Source organism: Bacillus sp. BPN334 (assembly GCF_008368885.1).
Lineage (GTDB): Bacteria > Bacillota > Bacilli > Bacillales > Bacillaceae_G > Bacillus_A > Bacillus_A wiedmannii.
Window position 1 is genome coordinate 335,892 of record NZ_QOZW01000013.1, and the last position, 17,122, is coordinate 353,013.

The following is a 17,122-nucleotide window of genomic DNA, read 5'->3' on the forward strand; positions in this document are numbered from 1 at the left end:
AATATGAAGTTAAACATATGGTTGAAGTTTATCATTTTAATGACTTTAATAGTACTCCCTTATCGACAGGTGGAAGCACAGGAAACGGTACAGTTTAATGAGAAGAAAATACAGAAGCATATAGAAGAACAAATATCTCAAGCGGGTATTCCTGGACTTTCAGTAGTAATTGTAAAAGGAAACGAAACGATTTATAAGAAGAATTATGGCTATGCCGATACAGACAAAAAACGTCAAGTTACGAATGAGACGCTTTTCGAGCTAGGTTCTACTTCAAAAGCTTTTACGGCATTAGCTGTATTGCAGCTAGAAAAAGAAGGGAAAATTAAACTTAGTGATTCTTTAACTAAATATGTTTCATGGTTTGAAATGGAGTATAAAGGCAAACCTTATGAAATTACACTTTATGACTTATTACACCATACTAGTGGAATACCGGAAAAGGCCATTGGATATATTCCTATAACCAATGGCAAAGATTCTATTGAGAAAACGATTAGAAATGTTATGCCAATAGGACTAAACCGAGAGCCGGGTAGCAGTTTTGAATATTCTACGGTTAACTACGATCTATTAGGCTTAGTAATCGAGAAGGCAACTAATCAATCATTTGAAAGATATGTTCAAGATCATGTGCTATCAAAGTTAGATTTATTGAGTACATACGCTGGACGTGAGATGGCCCCATTAGATAACATGGCCCAAGGTTACAAGCGTAATTTCTTACAATCATTACCCTATGACGCTCCTAATTATAGGGGGAATACACCGGCTGGATATTTTATTTCAAATATAAATGATATGGAAAGATGGTTAAAATTACAGCTTGGGGTTGAAAAGCCTAGGATGTTTCCGGAGGAATTGATTAACGATTCTCATAAAGCGAATAGAAAGGTTGCCCCAGATAACAATGGAGCTTCATATGCAGCTGGATGGGAGGTCTATCAAAGTGGTGGAGGGGAAATTTCACATGGTGGAAGTAACCCAAATTATTCATCGTATATTGGTTTCCGTGATGAGGAACAGATAGGGGTTGTAGTATTAGCAAATCTGAATAGTAATTACACTTACTATATCGGTAGCAGTCTTTTAAATATGATGATAGATAAAGAAGTTAAACCATTACTCTATGATGAATATAAGAAAACGGATCAAATAGGAACAGCCTTATTTGTAATGTCATCTTTGTGTTTACTAACGTTATTGGTCATGTTATTTCATTTAATCCGGGAGATTATTTTTAGAAAAAGAAGATTTAAATTACCAACAGGAAAAACATGGTTACATATGGTATTAGTTGTTGCGATATATGCACTAATGATTTATGCACTGTATCAACTACCAAATCTCTTGTTTGGAGGGCTTCCGTGGGCATTTATAAAAGTTTGGGCACCTTCAACTGTCGTACTTGCAATATATGCAATTGCAGGGGTGGGTTTGGCCTATGTTATCCATACATTCTTAAATCTTTGTTTTCCAAGACAAAAGGGAAAGTCGCTTTTGACATTAATTGTTTTGGGGCTAATATCAGGGTTTGGTAATGCTTTTCTCATTTTTGTGATTAATGAAACGTTTGTTAGATCAAATAATTTGGAAAATGGCTTGTTGTTTTACTTTGTACTTGGAATCGTTATGTATGTCTTTTCACAACGTATTATTAGAACTAGCATTGTATCGTATACAAACGAGTTAGTTTATGAAAAACGGATGGAATTAACAGATAAGTTGTTACAGACTCCTTATTACAAATTGGAGTTGATTGAGAAGGGCCGAATAGAGGCGACATTAAATAACGATACTGAAGTTATCTCTCGTTCTCTCAATCTATTAGTTACTGCTGGAACAAGTTTATTAACGTTACTATTTTGTTTTCTCTATCTTGGTGTAATGAATATGTATGCCTTTTTACTATCCTTGTGTATTATCTTTATTACTGCGGGGGTATATTCTCTGATCGGACGACAAGCGGATAAAGTTTGGAATGAAACAAGAGATATTCAGAATGTATATTTTCGTTTGATTGGTGATTTAAGGCATGGTTTCAAAGAGCTTAGGCTTCATACTGGAAAACGAAACGATTTTCGAGAAGTTATGAATGAAAGCTGTAATAACTATCGTGTTAAACGAACGATAGGAGATATTAAGTTTGCAAATGTGTTTGTTCTGGGAGAACTATTATTCATTTTTGTTATTGGTATTGTAGTTTTCGTATTTCCAGAAATTTTTGTTAATATGCCGAAAGAGACGATAAGTAACTATGTAATTGTTTTTCTGTATATGACAGGTCCAGTTAATGAAATACTGGGCGGTATCCCTCAGCTCGTAAATGTACGTATTTCTTGGCAACGTATTCAACAAATGGTGAAGAGTGTAGATCATATAAAGGCAAATGAGCAAATCGCGACAACAAAAGAATACTTAGATGTGCCAATTTGTTTGCAGCTACAAAATGTAAGTTATAAGTATAAGAATAAAGATGGAGATTTTACTGGTTTTGGTATTGGTCCAATAGACATGGAGTTTAATTCTGGAGAAATAGTCTTTATTGCTGGTGGTAATGGGAGTGGAAAATCTACTTTATCAAAACTGATTACTGGGTTATATGAACCTAATGAAGGTAATGTTTTATTAAATGGAAAAGAAATAGCTCCAGAGGAATTGAATCAATACTATTCAGCTATCCTTAGTGATTTTCATGTTTTTGACAGGTTATACGGAATTAATACAGAAGGAATGAAAGCAGAAATTGATCATTATTTAGAACTTCTCCAACTTAGTGACAAGGTTGGCATTGAGAATGGGCGTTTTACTACTACGCAACTATCAACTGGACAAAAGAAAAGGTTAGCATTGCTGGTTACGTATTTGGAAGATCGACCTATACTTTTATTTGATGAATGGGCAGCGGATCAAGATCCTGGTTATAGACGCTTCTTTTATGAAGAATTGTTACCTCAAATGCGAGCGAAGGGTAAATGTATTATTGCTATTACTCACGACGATCAATATTTTCATTTGGCAGATAAGCTTATAGTGATGGAGATGGGAACTGTGAAAATGAATAAAACAAAGGAGGCATTATCATGAGTAAGGAAATTAAATGTGTTGTTTGGGACTTAGATTGTACAATTTGGGATGGTGTTTTATTAGAGGGTGGTACAGTTACTTTAAAACCTGGAATTTATGAAATTATATGTGAATTAGATAGACGTGGAATACTGCAATCAGTTGCTAGTAAAAATAACTACGAAGATGCAATAGCTAAATTACGGGAATTTGGAATAGAAGAGTATTTTTTATACCCAGAGATTCATTGGAACTCTAAATCTAGTTCCATTGAGAAAATTAGAAAAAATTTAAACATAGGTATTGATACTTTTGCGTTCATTGATGACCAACCTTTTGAGTTAGAAGAAGTACAGAGTGTTCATAATGATATTCTGTGTATACATGTAAATGAATATAAGTCGTTATTAGACTTGCCACGACTACAACCAAAAAGAATTACAGAAGATTCACGTCGTCGAAGACTGATGTATTTAGAAAATCTTAAGAGAACGAAGGATGAAGAAGAATATGAAGGCCCAAAAGAAGAATTTTTAGCTTCACTTGGGATGAATTTTGTGATTAGTGAGGCTCGTGAGGAAGATTTACAGCGTGCAGAGGAGTTAACAGTACGTACGAATCAATTAAATTCGACTGGTATTACCTATGATTATGATGAATTAAACTATTATCGTAATCATCCAGATTATTTATTATTAGTTTGTGAGTTATCAGATAAATATGGCTCCTATGGGAAGATTGGTTTAACACTTGTAAAAAGGACAGAGGAAGCCGACTGTCTAAAACTTCTTCTCATGTCTTGTCGTGTAATGTCCCGTGGCGTTGGTACTATACTCCTCACATATCTAATGGAAAGAACAAAACAGGCAGGTAAACGCTTTTTGGCTGAGTTTCGACAGACTGACCGTAACCGTATGATGTTTGTTACGTACCGATTAGCTGGATTTAAGGAAACTAGCAACGAAAATGGAATCTTAATTTTAGAACATAATCTTGAGAATATAAATCCTTATCCTCACTATATTAATATACAATTTCCGGAAACACCAACGGATGTGGATAGAGGGGAAGTGGAAATATGCAACAAACAATTGTAAAGCATTCTCTCACGCATCCACAAAAAAGAGTTTGGTATAATGAACAAATTTATCCAAACACATCCATGTATAACATCGGAGGGATGGTTCTTATTAAGGGGGAAATTAATTTTACAATTTTAGAAAAAGCAATTCAATTATTCATTAAGAAAAATGATGGTTTACGTCTACGGATTTTTCAACAACATAGAGAACCCCACCAATATATATCACCATTTGAACTTACACCAATACGTTTAATTGATTTTTCTAATCATCATAATCCAAGTTTAGAAGTTAGAAAATGGGCCCAGGATGAATTTCAAAAACAAATTCCACTTGAAGGTGGCCCTCTGTTTGAATTTGTGCTCTTGAAAATAAGTGATGTAGAAAGTTCCTATTTTGTTAAGTTTCATCATATTATAGCTGATGGTTGGACAATCCAACTTATGACGAGTCAAATTATCGATTTTTACTCTAAGTTAAAGAATGATGAGCATATAAATGATACGGTTGAATCTACTTATCTGTCTTATTTACAAGCAGAGGAGAAATATCTGGAATCCCCTCGATACGTAAAAAATAAGAATTATTGGAATGAGAAATTTATGAATCTGCCAGATTTCTTTTTATCAAAAACATCTCATTCTCTAGAAGGGAAACGAAAGATATTTTTAATTGAAAAAGAAAAATCGGTTGCACTACAGTCTTTTATACAAAAACATAGAATATCTATGAATACATTATTTTCAACATTTATGCTTATTTATATTCATAAAATGTATGATCAATCCGACATAATCATCGGCTCTCCTGTACTAAATCGTTCAGGTGTACTAGAAAAGAAAATAGTAGGTATGTTTACTAGTACAATGCCGTTACGGTTAAATGTGGATGAAGATGAGAGTGTTCTATCTTTCATTAAAAGAGTAAATCATGAAATAAAACAATGTCTATTTCACCAGCGTTATCCTTATAACTTATTAGTAAAAGACTTGCAATTGACTAGTAAAGGATACGATGGTTTATTTCAATATAGTGTGAATTACTATAATACAAAACTTAAAAATACTATTGATGGATTTTCTTTAGAAAACGTGGAGTTTTACAGTGGTTACCAAGCCTATTCATTGCAGTTAGTTATTAAGGAATGGGCAGATGAAGGTTTAGAAATTCAATATGATTATAAAGTGGAAGATTTTGAAGAAGATCAAGTCAATTGTATGCATGAGAGGTTTTTAGTTTTAATAGACCAAGTTTTACGTAATGAAGATCAATCGGTAAAAGAATTATCTTTGTTATCGGATGATGAACAAAAGTTTATGTTAGAGAAATTTAACAACACATCTGTTGTGTATCCGAAGGAAAAAACTATTCAAGAATTATTTGAAGAACAAGTAAAACAGACACCAGAAAAAATAGCAATTCAACATGCTGATAGATCAATGACGTATCTTGAATTAAATAAGAAATCTAATCAGTTAGCAAGAAAGCTACGAGAAAAAGGAGTCAAAAATGGTCAAGTCGTGGGTATACTAGCTAAACATTCACTTGAGATAGTGATTGCAATTTGGGGAGTTATTAAGGCTGGAGGTACATATTTGCCTATAGATCCTTCTTACCCAGAGGATCGAATTCGTTATATTTTGAATGATAGTGGCACAACATTACTTTTAACTGACTATACAAATGAGGGGAATTTAGAATATTTAGGTGAGAAAATTAATATATGTGATCAGAAACTTTATGAAGGAGATAATTCCAATTTAACCCTAGTAACTGCAACAAATGATCCAATATATATAATTTATACCTCTGGAACCACGGGGAATCCTAAAGGCACTGTAATCACTCAACGTGGATTAGTTAACTATATTTCCTGGGCTAAAAAGAACTATATTAGTAGTGAAAATGATGTTTTTGCATTATATTCATCCGTTTCTTTTGATTTAACAGTAACTTCAATATTCACTCCTTTAATAAGCGGTTTATTGTTAGTGATATATCATGATAATGAAGATGAGTTTATTTTGTCAAAAATACTAAAGGAAAATTTAGTTACAGTGTTGAAGGTTACGCCTTCACATTTAGCGTTGTTAAATAACTATGAACTCCCAAGAGTTTCATCTCTTCGTAGATTGATTGTGGGTGGAGAGGATTTGAAAACCTCAGTAGCCGAGAAGATATACGATCTTTTTAGCGGTAAAGTTGAAATAATTAATGAATATGGACCAACTGAAACCGTGGTTGGATGTATGATTCATCGTTATGATCCAGAGCTAGATCGAAGGGCATCCGTACCTATTGGTATACCAGCTGATAATGTTCAAATTTATTTATTGGATAAGAATCTTCAGCCGGTTCCTATAGGTGTAAAAGGAGAAATTTATATATCGGGTGATGGGGTAGCTAAAGGTTATTTGAATCGTCCGGATTTAACAGCGCAACGTTTTTTATCCAATCCATTTATTTCGAGTGAGAAGATGTATCGAAGTGGTGACTTAGCTGTCATGTTGCCAAATGGATTAATTGAGTATCAAGGACGAATGGATTCTCAAGTGAAAGTTAAAGGATATCGTATTGAAATAGGGGAAGTTGAGAATGCACTGTTACAATACAAGTTTATTAAAGATGTAGTAGTGATAAATTGGCAAGGTGAGGATAATTCAAATCATCTAGTTGCTTACATTGTTTTGAAAGGCAGTGTTCAAAATATAGAAATACGCAGTTTTATTTCGCATATGCTACCAAGTTATATGATTCCTTCATTTTTTATCTATATGGATCAGCTACCGTTAACTATCAATGGAAAGGTGGACCGTCAAGCATTGCCAAATCCGATGTTAAATAACGGTTCTAACCATACTCATTTAGAAGAAGTAGATGAAGATGTTACTGGAATGGTTAGTGAAGTTCTCAAGGAAATATTACAGACTGATCGAATCGAATCGCATAGTAATTTTTATCATTTAGGTGGAGATTCTATTAAAGCGATCCAAGTGAGCGCTAGATTACAAGAACTGGGATGGAAAATTAGAGTCAAAGATGTACTAAATTATCCAGTTGTAAGTGAATTGGCAGCAATGTTAGTTAAACAAAAAGATGTTACAGTCTCACAAGCATTGGTAACAGGAAAGGTAGAGCCTACTCCTATTATGCGTTGGTTCCTTGATCAACAGTTTAAGAACTCGCATCATTGGAATCAATCGGTACTACTGTCTTTGAAGAATCCGGTTAAAGAAGAATATATTAATGAGATGTTAAATACGCTCATGCATCATCATGATTTGTTACGGCTAAGGTATGAGGATAAGCAGGATTACTTCTATTATGACGAAGATATGTCCATTGCTGATTCTAAGGTTACCATGTTTGATTTGTCTGGAATTCCAATTGAAATGGCTTTGAATCAGGTTCATATAAAAGGTGAAGAGTTAAAAGGAAGTTTAAATTTGAATGTAGGGCCATTATTTAAAGGGGTCTTATTCCAGCTTTCAAATGATCAACAGTTGTTGTTGTTGACTGCACATCATCTTATTGTTGATGCTGTGTCGTGGCGTATTTTAATTGAAGATGCAAACCGATGTTTGAATAGTTTGTATTTAGGAGAAGTTCCATCGCTACCTCTAAAAACTAACTCTTTCCAAGATTGGTCTGAAGCCTTAAATAGTCGAGGAGTTAATTTAGTACGTGCTGAATTAGATTATTGGGAATCCATAGATAACATGCTAGATAATAATTTTCCAATTAATAGAGAAAAAGAAAATAGTACTGTTGAAAGTTGTACTACGCTTATCTTTACATTGAATGCAGATGATACAAGAAAACTATTAACTACTGCAAATGTGCCTTATAACACACAGCCAATGGAGTTGTTACTTGCTGTGTTGACAGAAAATTTAGGTAGATATACAAACCAAGATCAAATTAAATTTGAGTTAGAAGGCCATGGTCGAGAGGAAGTGTTTGAGCATCTTGATATTTCACGTACAGTAGGGTGGTTTACGACGATGTATCCTATTGTGCTACAAGTTTCACCTAATATTGCTAATCAAATAAAGAGTGTGAAAGAAGAAGTTCGTAAAAGACCTAATAAGGGAATTGGATATGGAATTCTAAAAGAGAAGTTTCCTTCTTGCAAAGATGTAACTCAAAATACAATTCGTTTTAATTATTTAGGAGAGATAGATAATTCTCTCGGAGATGGATGGTTTACTATTGTTGATTATCAAAGTGGAAGAGAACAATCGAAAGATAATCATATTACTGCATTATTAGATATTGTGGCCATGGTTAAGAATAAAAACTTAGAAATTCATGTGACATTTAGTACGAATCATTTTCAAAAGAATTTTGTAGAAAATTTATTTTTGGATTATCTAGAACGACTACAGACATATATCCATTCCTGTTGTCAAATGCAAACAAAAGAATTTACTTCATCAGATTTTGAAACCTTAAACCTTAGTGATGAAGAAATTGATAATTTGTTTGACTAAACAACTATTTGATGAAAATTTTATTTAATAAAGGAGAAGTCACTTGAGAAAATTAATGAAAGATTTATCGCCAGGATTGAATAGTAACAAATATTTGGTTTGTGTTCCTTATGCTGGGGGCTATTCAAATTCTTTTTTACCTTTAAAGAATTATTTACCGGAAGATATAAAACTTATTTCATTTGATCCTCCAGGCCATGGTCCCAATCTTTCTGCACTAGTTGATAACATAGATGATCTTGTTAATTTATATTTAAAGGAGATGCAACCAATTTTAGAGGGAGAGGTTACATTATTTGGCCATAGCATGGGAGGAATTATAGTTCACCGTATGGCTCAGATTTTAGAAAGTAAGGGCATAAATCCTAAAAATGTTATTATCTCTGCTATGAATCCACCGGAAATAAGAAGAAAAACAAATCATTTAGATGATAAAGACTTTATAGATTATATAAAGTCTTTGGGAGGATTACCAGATGAAGTATTACAACATCAGGAGCTTTTAAACTATATCCTTCCAGTTATTCGATCAGACTTTCGTGCCATTGAGAATTATATAAATGATGACACAACATTGTTGAAAGCGCCTCTGTACATTATTAGTGGAACAACAGACTCCAATTATACAGTAAAAGGGGCTAAGAAGTGGGTAGAATGGGGCAATGAGGTTCATTTTCTAACAGTTAATGGTGGTCATATGTTTTTACTACATCAAGCTGACATCGTGGGCGAGTTAATTATGAAAATATTAGATAGGGTAAAATCTGTGAAGTGAAAAAATTAAGGGATGTATCTGAGTAAGAGAAAAGTGCATTTCTATGCTTTATGTTGAAACTTCTATCGCTAAAGTAGCAATCCAATTGGTCGTCATTGGGAGTTTTATTACCGAGGAAGAAAACTCCCAATGACGAGTATGATTGTGCTCCCTCATGATAAAACGGATGGGTCTATGGGGAACATAACCACTAAATATTGTAGTATTTAGTATCAATATCATAGAGAATGGTGGGAAGAAAAAATGCTTGATAAATTTACCCAGCAGGTTTTATTATCTAGTGAAAAATTTAAAAAAGAAAAAGAATATTGGTTAGACAAGTTATCAGGTGATGTTGAGTTAAGTAGATTTCCTTGTGATTGTCTGTCTTTAAATAATATTCAGGCTTCTAAAGAAAGTTATTATTGTCAATTCCCATCGGATATTGCGAAGAGAGCTGTAGCAATTAGCAATAATTCTGATATGTTACTGTACACTATTTTATTATCAGGTGTGAAATACCTCTTAAGTAGATATACCGATAGGGATGATGTAGTAATTGGAATGCCAGTTTTTAAGAAAGGTCAAGAAGAGACGGTTTTTCAAAACAACTTTTTATTATTACGTACTCAAATAAATCAAGAAGATAATTTCAAAGAAATAATATATAAAATTAAAGAAACAATTTTAGAGTCAAATGAACATTGTCATTTTCCTTTTAATAAACTTACTCAATTATTAAGTCTAGATGGAGAGAGTAATAATCTTCCCTTATTAAATACAATAGTAATGTTAGATGATATTCATTGTTATGAGAGTACAGATAAAATAAACTCTGATATGGTTATTAGGTTTATGAAAAATGAAGAACAGTTAAAGGTTCAAGTGGATTATAATTCTACTTTATATAGTGAAGGGTTAGTTCGTAGAATAGTTAATCATTTATATAATATTTTAGATATATTAATGAAAGATCCAAATAAATCTGCAATGGATCTAGATGTAATGTCTAAAGCAGAAAAGAATCAAATATTATATGATTTCAATCATACGACTAGAGTTCATAAAACATTACTTTGTGAGACTGTAACAGCTCCTCAATTATTTGAAGAGCAGGTAAAACAGAATCCTAATCAAATAGCGATTGTATGTAATGAAAAAGAAATTACATATAAGCAATTAAATATAAAAGCTAATCAGTTGGCGAGAAGGTTATTAGACGAAGGAGTTAAAAGAGAATCCATTGTTGGTGTGATGATGGAACGCTCTATTGAGATGATTGTAGGCATATTAGGTATCTTAAAAGCAGGTGGGGCGTATTTACCGATTGATACCGATTTACCAAAACAAAGAGTGGAATACATGCTGACAGACAGTGGGTGTTCACATGTACTAACATATCAAAACTCTATTATAAAGGGAGTAGCATTCCAAGGTAGTGTAATAAATCTAATGGATATCCCTTTTGAAGAAGAACAAGTAGAAAATTTGCAGATAACGATGGAACCTCACAACTTGGCATATGTTATTTATACATCAGGTTCTACAGGCCAACCTAAAGGAGTAATGATTGAACATCGATCCTTGACTAATTTTTTGTGTGCAATGTATGAGGACTTCTCTCAAGATATAGGGATAACTGATAATGTTCTATTCTCAAGCAGTATCTCTTTTGATGTTACTATATTTGAAATATTTGTCCCATTGGTATATGGCGCAAGAATGACTATTCATCAAGGTGAGAAGTTTGATGTACCAAAACTTGTACAAGTCATTCTTGAGGAACAGGTCACGTTAGCATATATTCCACCTACCTTATTAAATGAAATATATGATTATTTTGTAAGGGCGAATCAGAAGATATCGTTAAATAAACTTTTCGTGGGAGTAGAACCAATTAAAACAAAATTACTCGCAAAATACGATCATCTATTTAGGGGGAACCTCCAAATATTAAATTTATACGGACCTACAGAGGCTACAGTCTGTTGTACATCTTATCAATATGAGAGGGATAAAGAAATTACAACACAAAACGTACCGATAGGTTCGCCATTGTTAAATACTAAAATTTATATATTGGATTCATTTCACAGGATACAACCCATAGGTGTTCCAGGAGAAATATGTATTTCTGGCATAGGGTTAGCTAGAGGATACATCAATCGAAAAGAATTAACAGCAGATAAATTCATTGATGATCCATTTGAACTTGGTAAAAAACTATATAAAACAGGAGATATAGCAAGGTGGCTACCTGATGGTAAAATTGAATACTTGGGCCGAGTCGATCATCAAGTAAAAATAAGGGGATACCGAATAGAAATAGGTGAAATAGAAGCAAGTTTGTTAAAATATGAGACAATCAAAACGGCCGTAGTAATACAGCGAGAAGATGAAAGTGGAGAAAAGTATTTATGTGCGTACGTAGTTACCGAAAAAGATATTCCTATTCCAGAGGTAAGAGCATATTTAGCAACCAAGTTACCATATTATATGATACCTCAACAAATCATATCCATTCAAAACATACCGTTAACACAAAACGGAAAAATAGATAGAAAAAAATTACCTCAACCTATTTATAATTTGAAATCTAGTCATCTAGAGCCGACAAATTCTACAGAAAGAAAATTAGTTGAGATTTGGAAAGATGTATTAGGAATACAAAGGGTAGGAATACAGGATAATTTTTTTGAGATAGGTGGTCATTCATTAAAGGCTGCTAGGCTAATTTCTATCGTTAATAAAGAATTTAATGTGCAATTATCTATTAAATCCCTATTTAAGTTTCCTGTTTTGGTTGATTTTTCAAAATGTATATTAGAAATGGAAAAAAGTAATTATATTTCCATAGAACCTGTAAAACAACAAGAGTATTATTTAGCTTCTACGTCACAAAAGAGAATGTTTATAGTAGATCAATTCGAAGATGGTACAAATACAACTTATAATATGCCCACAATACTTAAAGTAGAAGGGGATATTTGTAAAGATAAGTTTGAAAATATATTTCAATCTTTAATTCAGAGACATGAAATATTAAGAACTTCTTTTCAAATTTTAGATGGGGAATTAGTGCAGAAAATTGAGCCTAATGTAGAATTCAATATTGAATACGTTCATGTAAATGAAAAAGATGCGGATTATTTAATACATGATTTTATAAGTCCATTTGATTTATCAAAACCTCCATTATTAAGGGTGTTGCTTTTAAGGATAGCAGAAGAAAGACATATCCTTGTAGTAGATATGCATCATATAATATCTGATGGTTTATCAATGGGGATATTAATAAAAGAGTTTGTAGAATTGTATAAAGGAAATGAACTTCCAAGATTGAGAGTACAGTACAAAGACTATGTGATGTGGCAAAATGGACCTTACTATAAGAATCTAATTAGTGAACAAAAGAATTATTGGTTAACAACTTTAAAAGGAGAACTCCCGGTTTTAAATTTTCCAACCGATTTTCAAAGACCGACTATACAAAGCTTTAAAGGTAAGGTTTGTTCCTTTAATTTGGGAACAGATTTAACTTTTAAAGTAAATAAGCTAGCAACTGAAACTGGTACCACGCCATATATGATTTTATTGGCCATTTATAACATACTTTTATCTAGATACACAGGTCAAGAAGACATTATTGTAGGTTCGCCTATTGCTGGAAGGTCTCATTCTGATACTAATCATATGATTGGTATGTTTATTAATACTTTGGTAATGAGAAATTATCTAGAAAATGACGATGAGTTTATTGAGTTTTTGAGTAGATTAAAACTCAATACATTAGAAGCTTATGAAAATCAAGACTATCCTTTTGAAGAACTATTAGAAGATTTAGACTTGCATAGGGATACAAGTAGAAATCCATTATTTGATACCATGTTTGTTTTTCAAAACATGGATATGAATCCAATATCTATTGGTGAATTAGAATTTACACCGTATCAGTTTAAGCAGTCAGTTTCAAAATTTGATTTGTCATTAGTAGCAACGGAAATAGATAATAATATTCATTTAAAAGTAGAATATAGTACTAAGTTATTTAAAGCGGAGACAATAGAAAGGTTAATGGTACATTTTACAAATATAGTTCAGGAAGTAACTAATAACCCTAAAATACGATTGCGTAATATTAATATGTTATCTGTAGAAGAAGAACATTGTATAATGAATGAATTTAACAAAAAAGAGAATTTAAATTCTAATCATTTATTAGTGCATAAAATGTTTGAAGAACAAGTAAAACGGAACCCTAATCAAATAGCCGTTGTATGTAATGAAAAAGAAATTACATATAAGCAATTAAATATAAAAGCTAATCAGTTGGCGAGAAGGTTATTAGACCAAGGAGTTAAAAGAGAATCCATTGTTGGAGTGATGATGGAACGCTCCATCGAGATGGTTATAGGCATATTAGGTGTCTTAAAAGCAGGTGGAGCGTATTTACCAATTGATACCGACTTACCAAAACAAAGAGTGAAATATATGCTGACAGACAGTGGGTGTTCACATGTATTAGTACATCAAAACTCTATTATAAAAGGGATAGAATTCCAAGGTAATGTAATAGATCTAATGGATATGTCTTTTGAAGAAGAACAAGGAGAAGACATGCAAATGATGATAGAACCTCACAACTTAGCGTATGTTATTTATACATCAGGTTCTACAGGTCAACCTAAAGGAGTAATGATTGAACATCGATCCTTGACTAATTTTTTGTGTGCAATGTATGAAGGTTTCTCTCAAGATATAGGGATAACTGATAACGTTCTATTCTCTAGTAGTATCTCTTTTGATGTTACTATATTTGAAATATTTGTCCCATTGGTATATGGCGCAAGAATGACCATTTATCAAGGTGAGAAGTTTGATGTACCAAAACTTGTACAAGTCATTCTTGAGGAACAGGTCACGTTATCATATATTCCACCTACTTTATTAAATGAAATATATGATTATTTTGTTAGAGATAACCAGAAGATAGTGTTAAATAAGCTACTTGTGGGAGTAGAACCAATTAAAACAGAATTACTCGCAAAATACGATCATCTATTTAGGGGGAACCTCCAAATATTAAATGGATACGGACCTACAGAGGCTACAGTCTGTTGTACAACTTATCGATATGAGAGTGATAAAGAAATTACAACAAAAAACGTACCGATAGGTTCGCCATTGTTAAATACTAAAATTTATATATTGGATTCATTTCACAGGGTACAACCTATAGGTGTTCCAGGCGAAATATGTATTTCTGGCATAGGGTTAGCTAGAGGATACATCAATCGAAAAGAATTAACAGCAGATAAATTTATTGATCATCCATTTGAACCAGGTGAGAAACTATATAAAACAGGAGATATAGCAAGGTGGCTACCTGATGGTAACATTGAATACTTGGGCCGAGTCGATCATCAAGTAAAAATAAGGGGATATCGAATAGAACTAGGTGAGATAGAAGCGAGTTTGTTAAAATATGAGACAATCAAAACGGCCGTAGTAATAGATCAAGAAGATGAAGCTGGAGAAAAGTATTTATGTGCATACGTAGTTACCGAAAAAGATATTCCTATTCCAGAGGTAAGAGCATATTTGGCAACAAAGTTACCACATTATATGATACCTCAACAACTCATACCAATTCACAATATACCATTAACACAAAATGGGAAAATATATAGAAGTAAGTTACCGAAGCTAAATACAATGAGCAATAGTAATTATGTACCACCAAGAAATGAAATAGATAGTAGTTTAATTGATATTTGGAGTAGTATATTAGGCGTAAATAATATTGGTATAAATGATAATTTCTTTGAATTAGGTGGTCATTCTCTTAAGGGATTAAAGTTATTCGAAAATATCAAGAGAATGTTTAATGTGCAACTGCCATTAAGTTTATTATTTCAAAAGGCTACTATTGAACAATTAAGTGATGTAATAAGTAGGAATAGAGGAATAGACAGTGAGTGTTTAATTCCAATTCAAAATGGAACAAACAAGGATAGTCAATGGTTCATTGTTCATGGGCAAGGCGGGGGTATATTAAACTATTATGATTTGGCTAGAGAATTAGGAGAGGATAAGACTGTATATGGGTTACAATCTATAGGATATGATGATAGTAGATTTCCAAACTTATCTGTAGAGGAAATGGCGGTAAGATATATAGAAGAGATTAAACAAGTAAAAAAGGAAGGGCCATATACGTTATTAGGATGGTCTTTTGGAGGAATAGTTGCATTTGAAATGGCTAGAAAATTAGAAGAACTAGGTGATAAAGTTAGTTTTCTAGGTTTACTTGATGTTCATCCTATTGAACAAGGTAAGGAGATTCTTAGTTTAAATATTAAGAATGCATTTGAAGAATTGGAAAAATTCAATGATCAGTTAGGGATTGAGAAAATTAGTTTTGAGCAAATGAGTGAAGAACAATTAATAGAATCTTTACTGAAAAAATTTACATTGAATGAAAATAGTTGTCAGCAAAATTTTGAAGATCCAATGATGAATAAGTTAAAAGTAATGATAGCTAATAGATATGCATACCTAAAATATAATTGTAAACAAAAAATAAAAGCAGATATCTTTCTATTTAATGCATCTATTAATGACATTCACCCACTAGTAGATTATAACAGATGGAATGAATATACATCAGGGGAAGTATACGCTATGCAAGTGTTAGGTTCCCATCTAAGTATGTTAGAGAAACCCCATATTCATGAATTGGTAAAGAGTATAAAAAAGAGTTTTAAACAAATGCTCTTATTAGCACATGTAAATAAGTGAAATGTTTTTTTAAATTGTACACTATTAATTTTGTAAAAGTCTCATAAATTCATGTGTAACATATTATGAGGCTTTTTTCTCTGAGCCTATTCAATAATAAACATAAAGAGGTTAGAAAATGAATGGGAATTATTCATTGTGAGTTTTTTGTATCTATATAAGGGATTAGGTGAGAAGGATATAATGAATATATATAAGGTACGTGTGCCAGGAAATATAGAACATGATATTATGCAGAAGCTTATACGTTTGGTCTCAAAAGAAAAGCAGATGAAAATACAGAAATATAAAAGAAAGCCCGACCAATATAGCGCCTTAATTGGAGACATTATAATAAGATATTTAATTACTACAAATTTCTCAAAAAAAAATAAAGATATTAAATATAAATACAATGAATACGGAAAGCCTTATGTTGATGAGTTAAATAATTTTCATTTTAATATATCACATTCCGAAAGTTGGGTTGTTGGAGCTATTCATGAGGAAGAAGTAGGAATAGATGTAGAAAAAGTTCGGCCCATAGATACTACAATGATTAAAAATATATTTACTGAGGAAGAATTTAATTATTTACATTCATTAAATGTAGAACAACAATTAGATGTGTTTTATGAATTATGGACTATAAAAGAAAGCTTTGTTAAATGGATAGGGAAAGGACTAACTATACCTTTAAACTCTTTTGTTATTAATAAAAATACAATATTTTATGGTGACATGCTATCTAATAAGGTTTATTATAAAAAGTTTACTATTGGTAAAGATTATAAGCTTTCTTGTTGTGCTTCTTTAGATAGTTTTCCAGAATCAATAATTGAAATTGATTTTGTTGATTTGTGTAATTACTTTATAGAAAATAAGCATTTTTACTTAGTTTAAAATGATTGATATTTCCCTAGGGAAAGAAAATTTTTAGAAATTTA

6 protein-coding genes are annotated in these 17,122 nt (G+C 32.2%); all 6 read left to right on the forward strand.

What is annotated here, in order from left to right; all coding sequences use genetic code 11:
* Positions 1–3 precede the first annotated feature (3 nt).
* The 6 genes from DN393_RS21930 to DN393_RS21955 all read left to right on the forward strand — a co-directional run bounded on the left by DN393_RS21930 (position 4) and on the right by DN393_RS21955 (position 17,078).
* Positions 4–3,087 (forward strand): cyclic peptide export ABC transporter, encoded by a 3,084-nt coding sequence (locus tag DN393_RS21930; RefSeq protein ID WP_149173929.1) that lies wholly within the window; start codon positions 4–6, stop codon positions 3,085–3,087.
* Positions 3,084–4,163, forward strand: coding sequence for an HAD-IIIC family phosphatase (locus tag DN393_RS21935; protein ID WP_087986124.1), 1,080 nt, complete (start codon positions 3,084–3,086; stop codon positions 4,161–4,163). Before DN393_RS21930 ends, DN393_RS21935 begins: the two co-directional genes overlap by 4 nt.
* Positions 4,145–8,641 carry a non-ribosomal peptide synthetase gene (locus DN393_RS21940; protein ID WP_149173930.1) on the forward strand — a complete coding sequence of 1,499 codons (4,497 nt, stop codon included), beginning with the start codon at positions 4,145–4,147 and terminating at the stop codon, positions 8,639–8,641. Before DN393_RS21935 ends, DN393_RS21940 begins: the two co-directional genes overlap by 19 nt.
* A 43-nt stretch (positions 8,642–8,684) precedes the next feature.
* Positions 8,685–9,416, forward strand: coding sequence for a thioesterase II family protein (locus DN393_RS21945; RefSeq protein ID WP_255449818.1), 732 nt, complete (start codon positions 8,685–8,687; stop codon positions 9,414–9,416).
* Between the two features lie 243 nt (positions 9,417–9,659).
* Positions 9,660–16,196: an amino acid adenylation domain-containing protein gene (locus DN393_RS21950; protein WP_149173931.1), complete on the forward strand. Its 6,537-nt coding sequence runs from the start codon at positions 9,660–9,662 to the stop codon at positions 16,194–16,196.
* Positions 16,197–16,379: 183 nt separating this feature from the next.
* A complete protein-coding gene (locus DN393_RS21955) occupies positions 16,380–17,078 on the forward strand; it encodes a 4'-phosphopantetheinyl transferase family protein (RefSeq protein ID WP_149173932.1) in 699 nt (232 codons plus the stop codon).
* Positions 17,079–17,122 lie beyond the last annotated feature (44 nt).

Bases quoted from the DNA above. Each gene is read 5' to 3' on its own strand.
- DN393_RS21940 (WP_149173930.1), top strand. From the start codon at position 4,145: ATGCAACAAACAATTGTAAAGCATTCTCTCACGCATCCACAAAAAAGA.
- DN393_RS21950 (WP_149173931.1), top strand. From the start codon at position 9,660: ATGCTTGATAAATTTACCCAGCAGGTTTTATTATCTAGTGAAAAATTT.
- DN393_RS21930 (WP_149173929.1), top strand. From the start codon at position 4: ATGAAGTTAAACATATGGTTGAAGTTTATCATTTTAATGACTTTAATA.
- DN393_RS21955 (WP_149173932.1), top strand. From the start codon at position 16,380: ATGAATATATATAAGGTACGTGTGCCAGGAAATATAGAACATGATATT.
- DN393_RS21935 (WP_087986124.1), top strand. From the start codon at position 3,084: ATGAGTAAGGAAATTAAATGTGTTGTTTGGGACTTAGATTGTACAATT.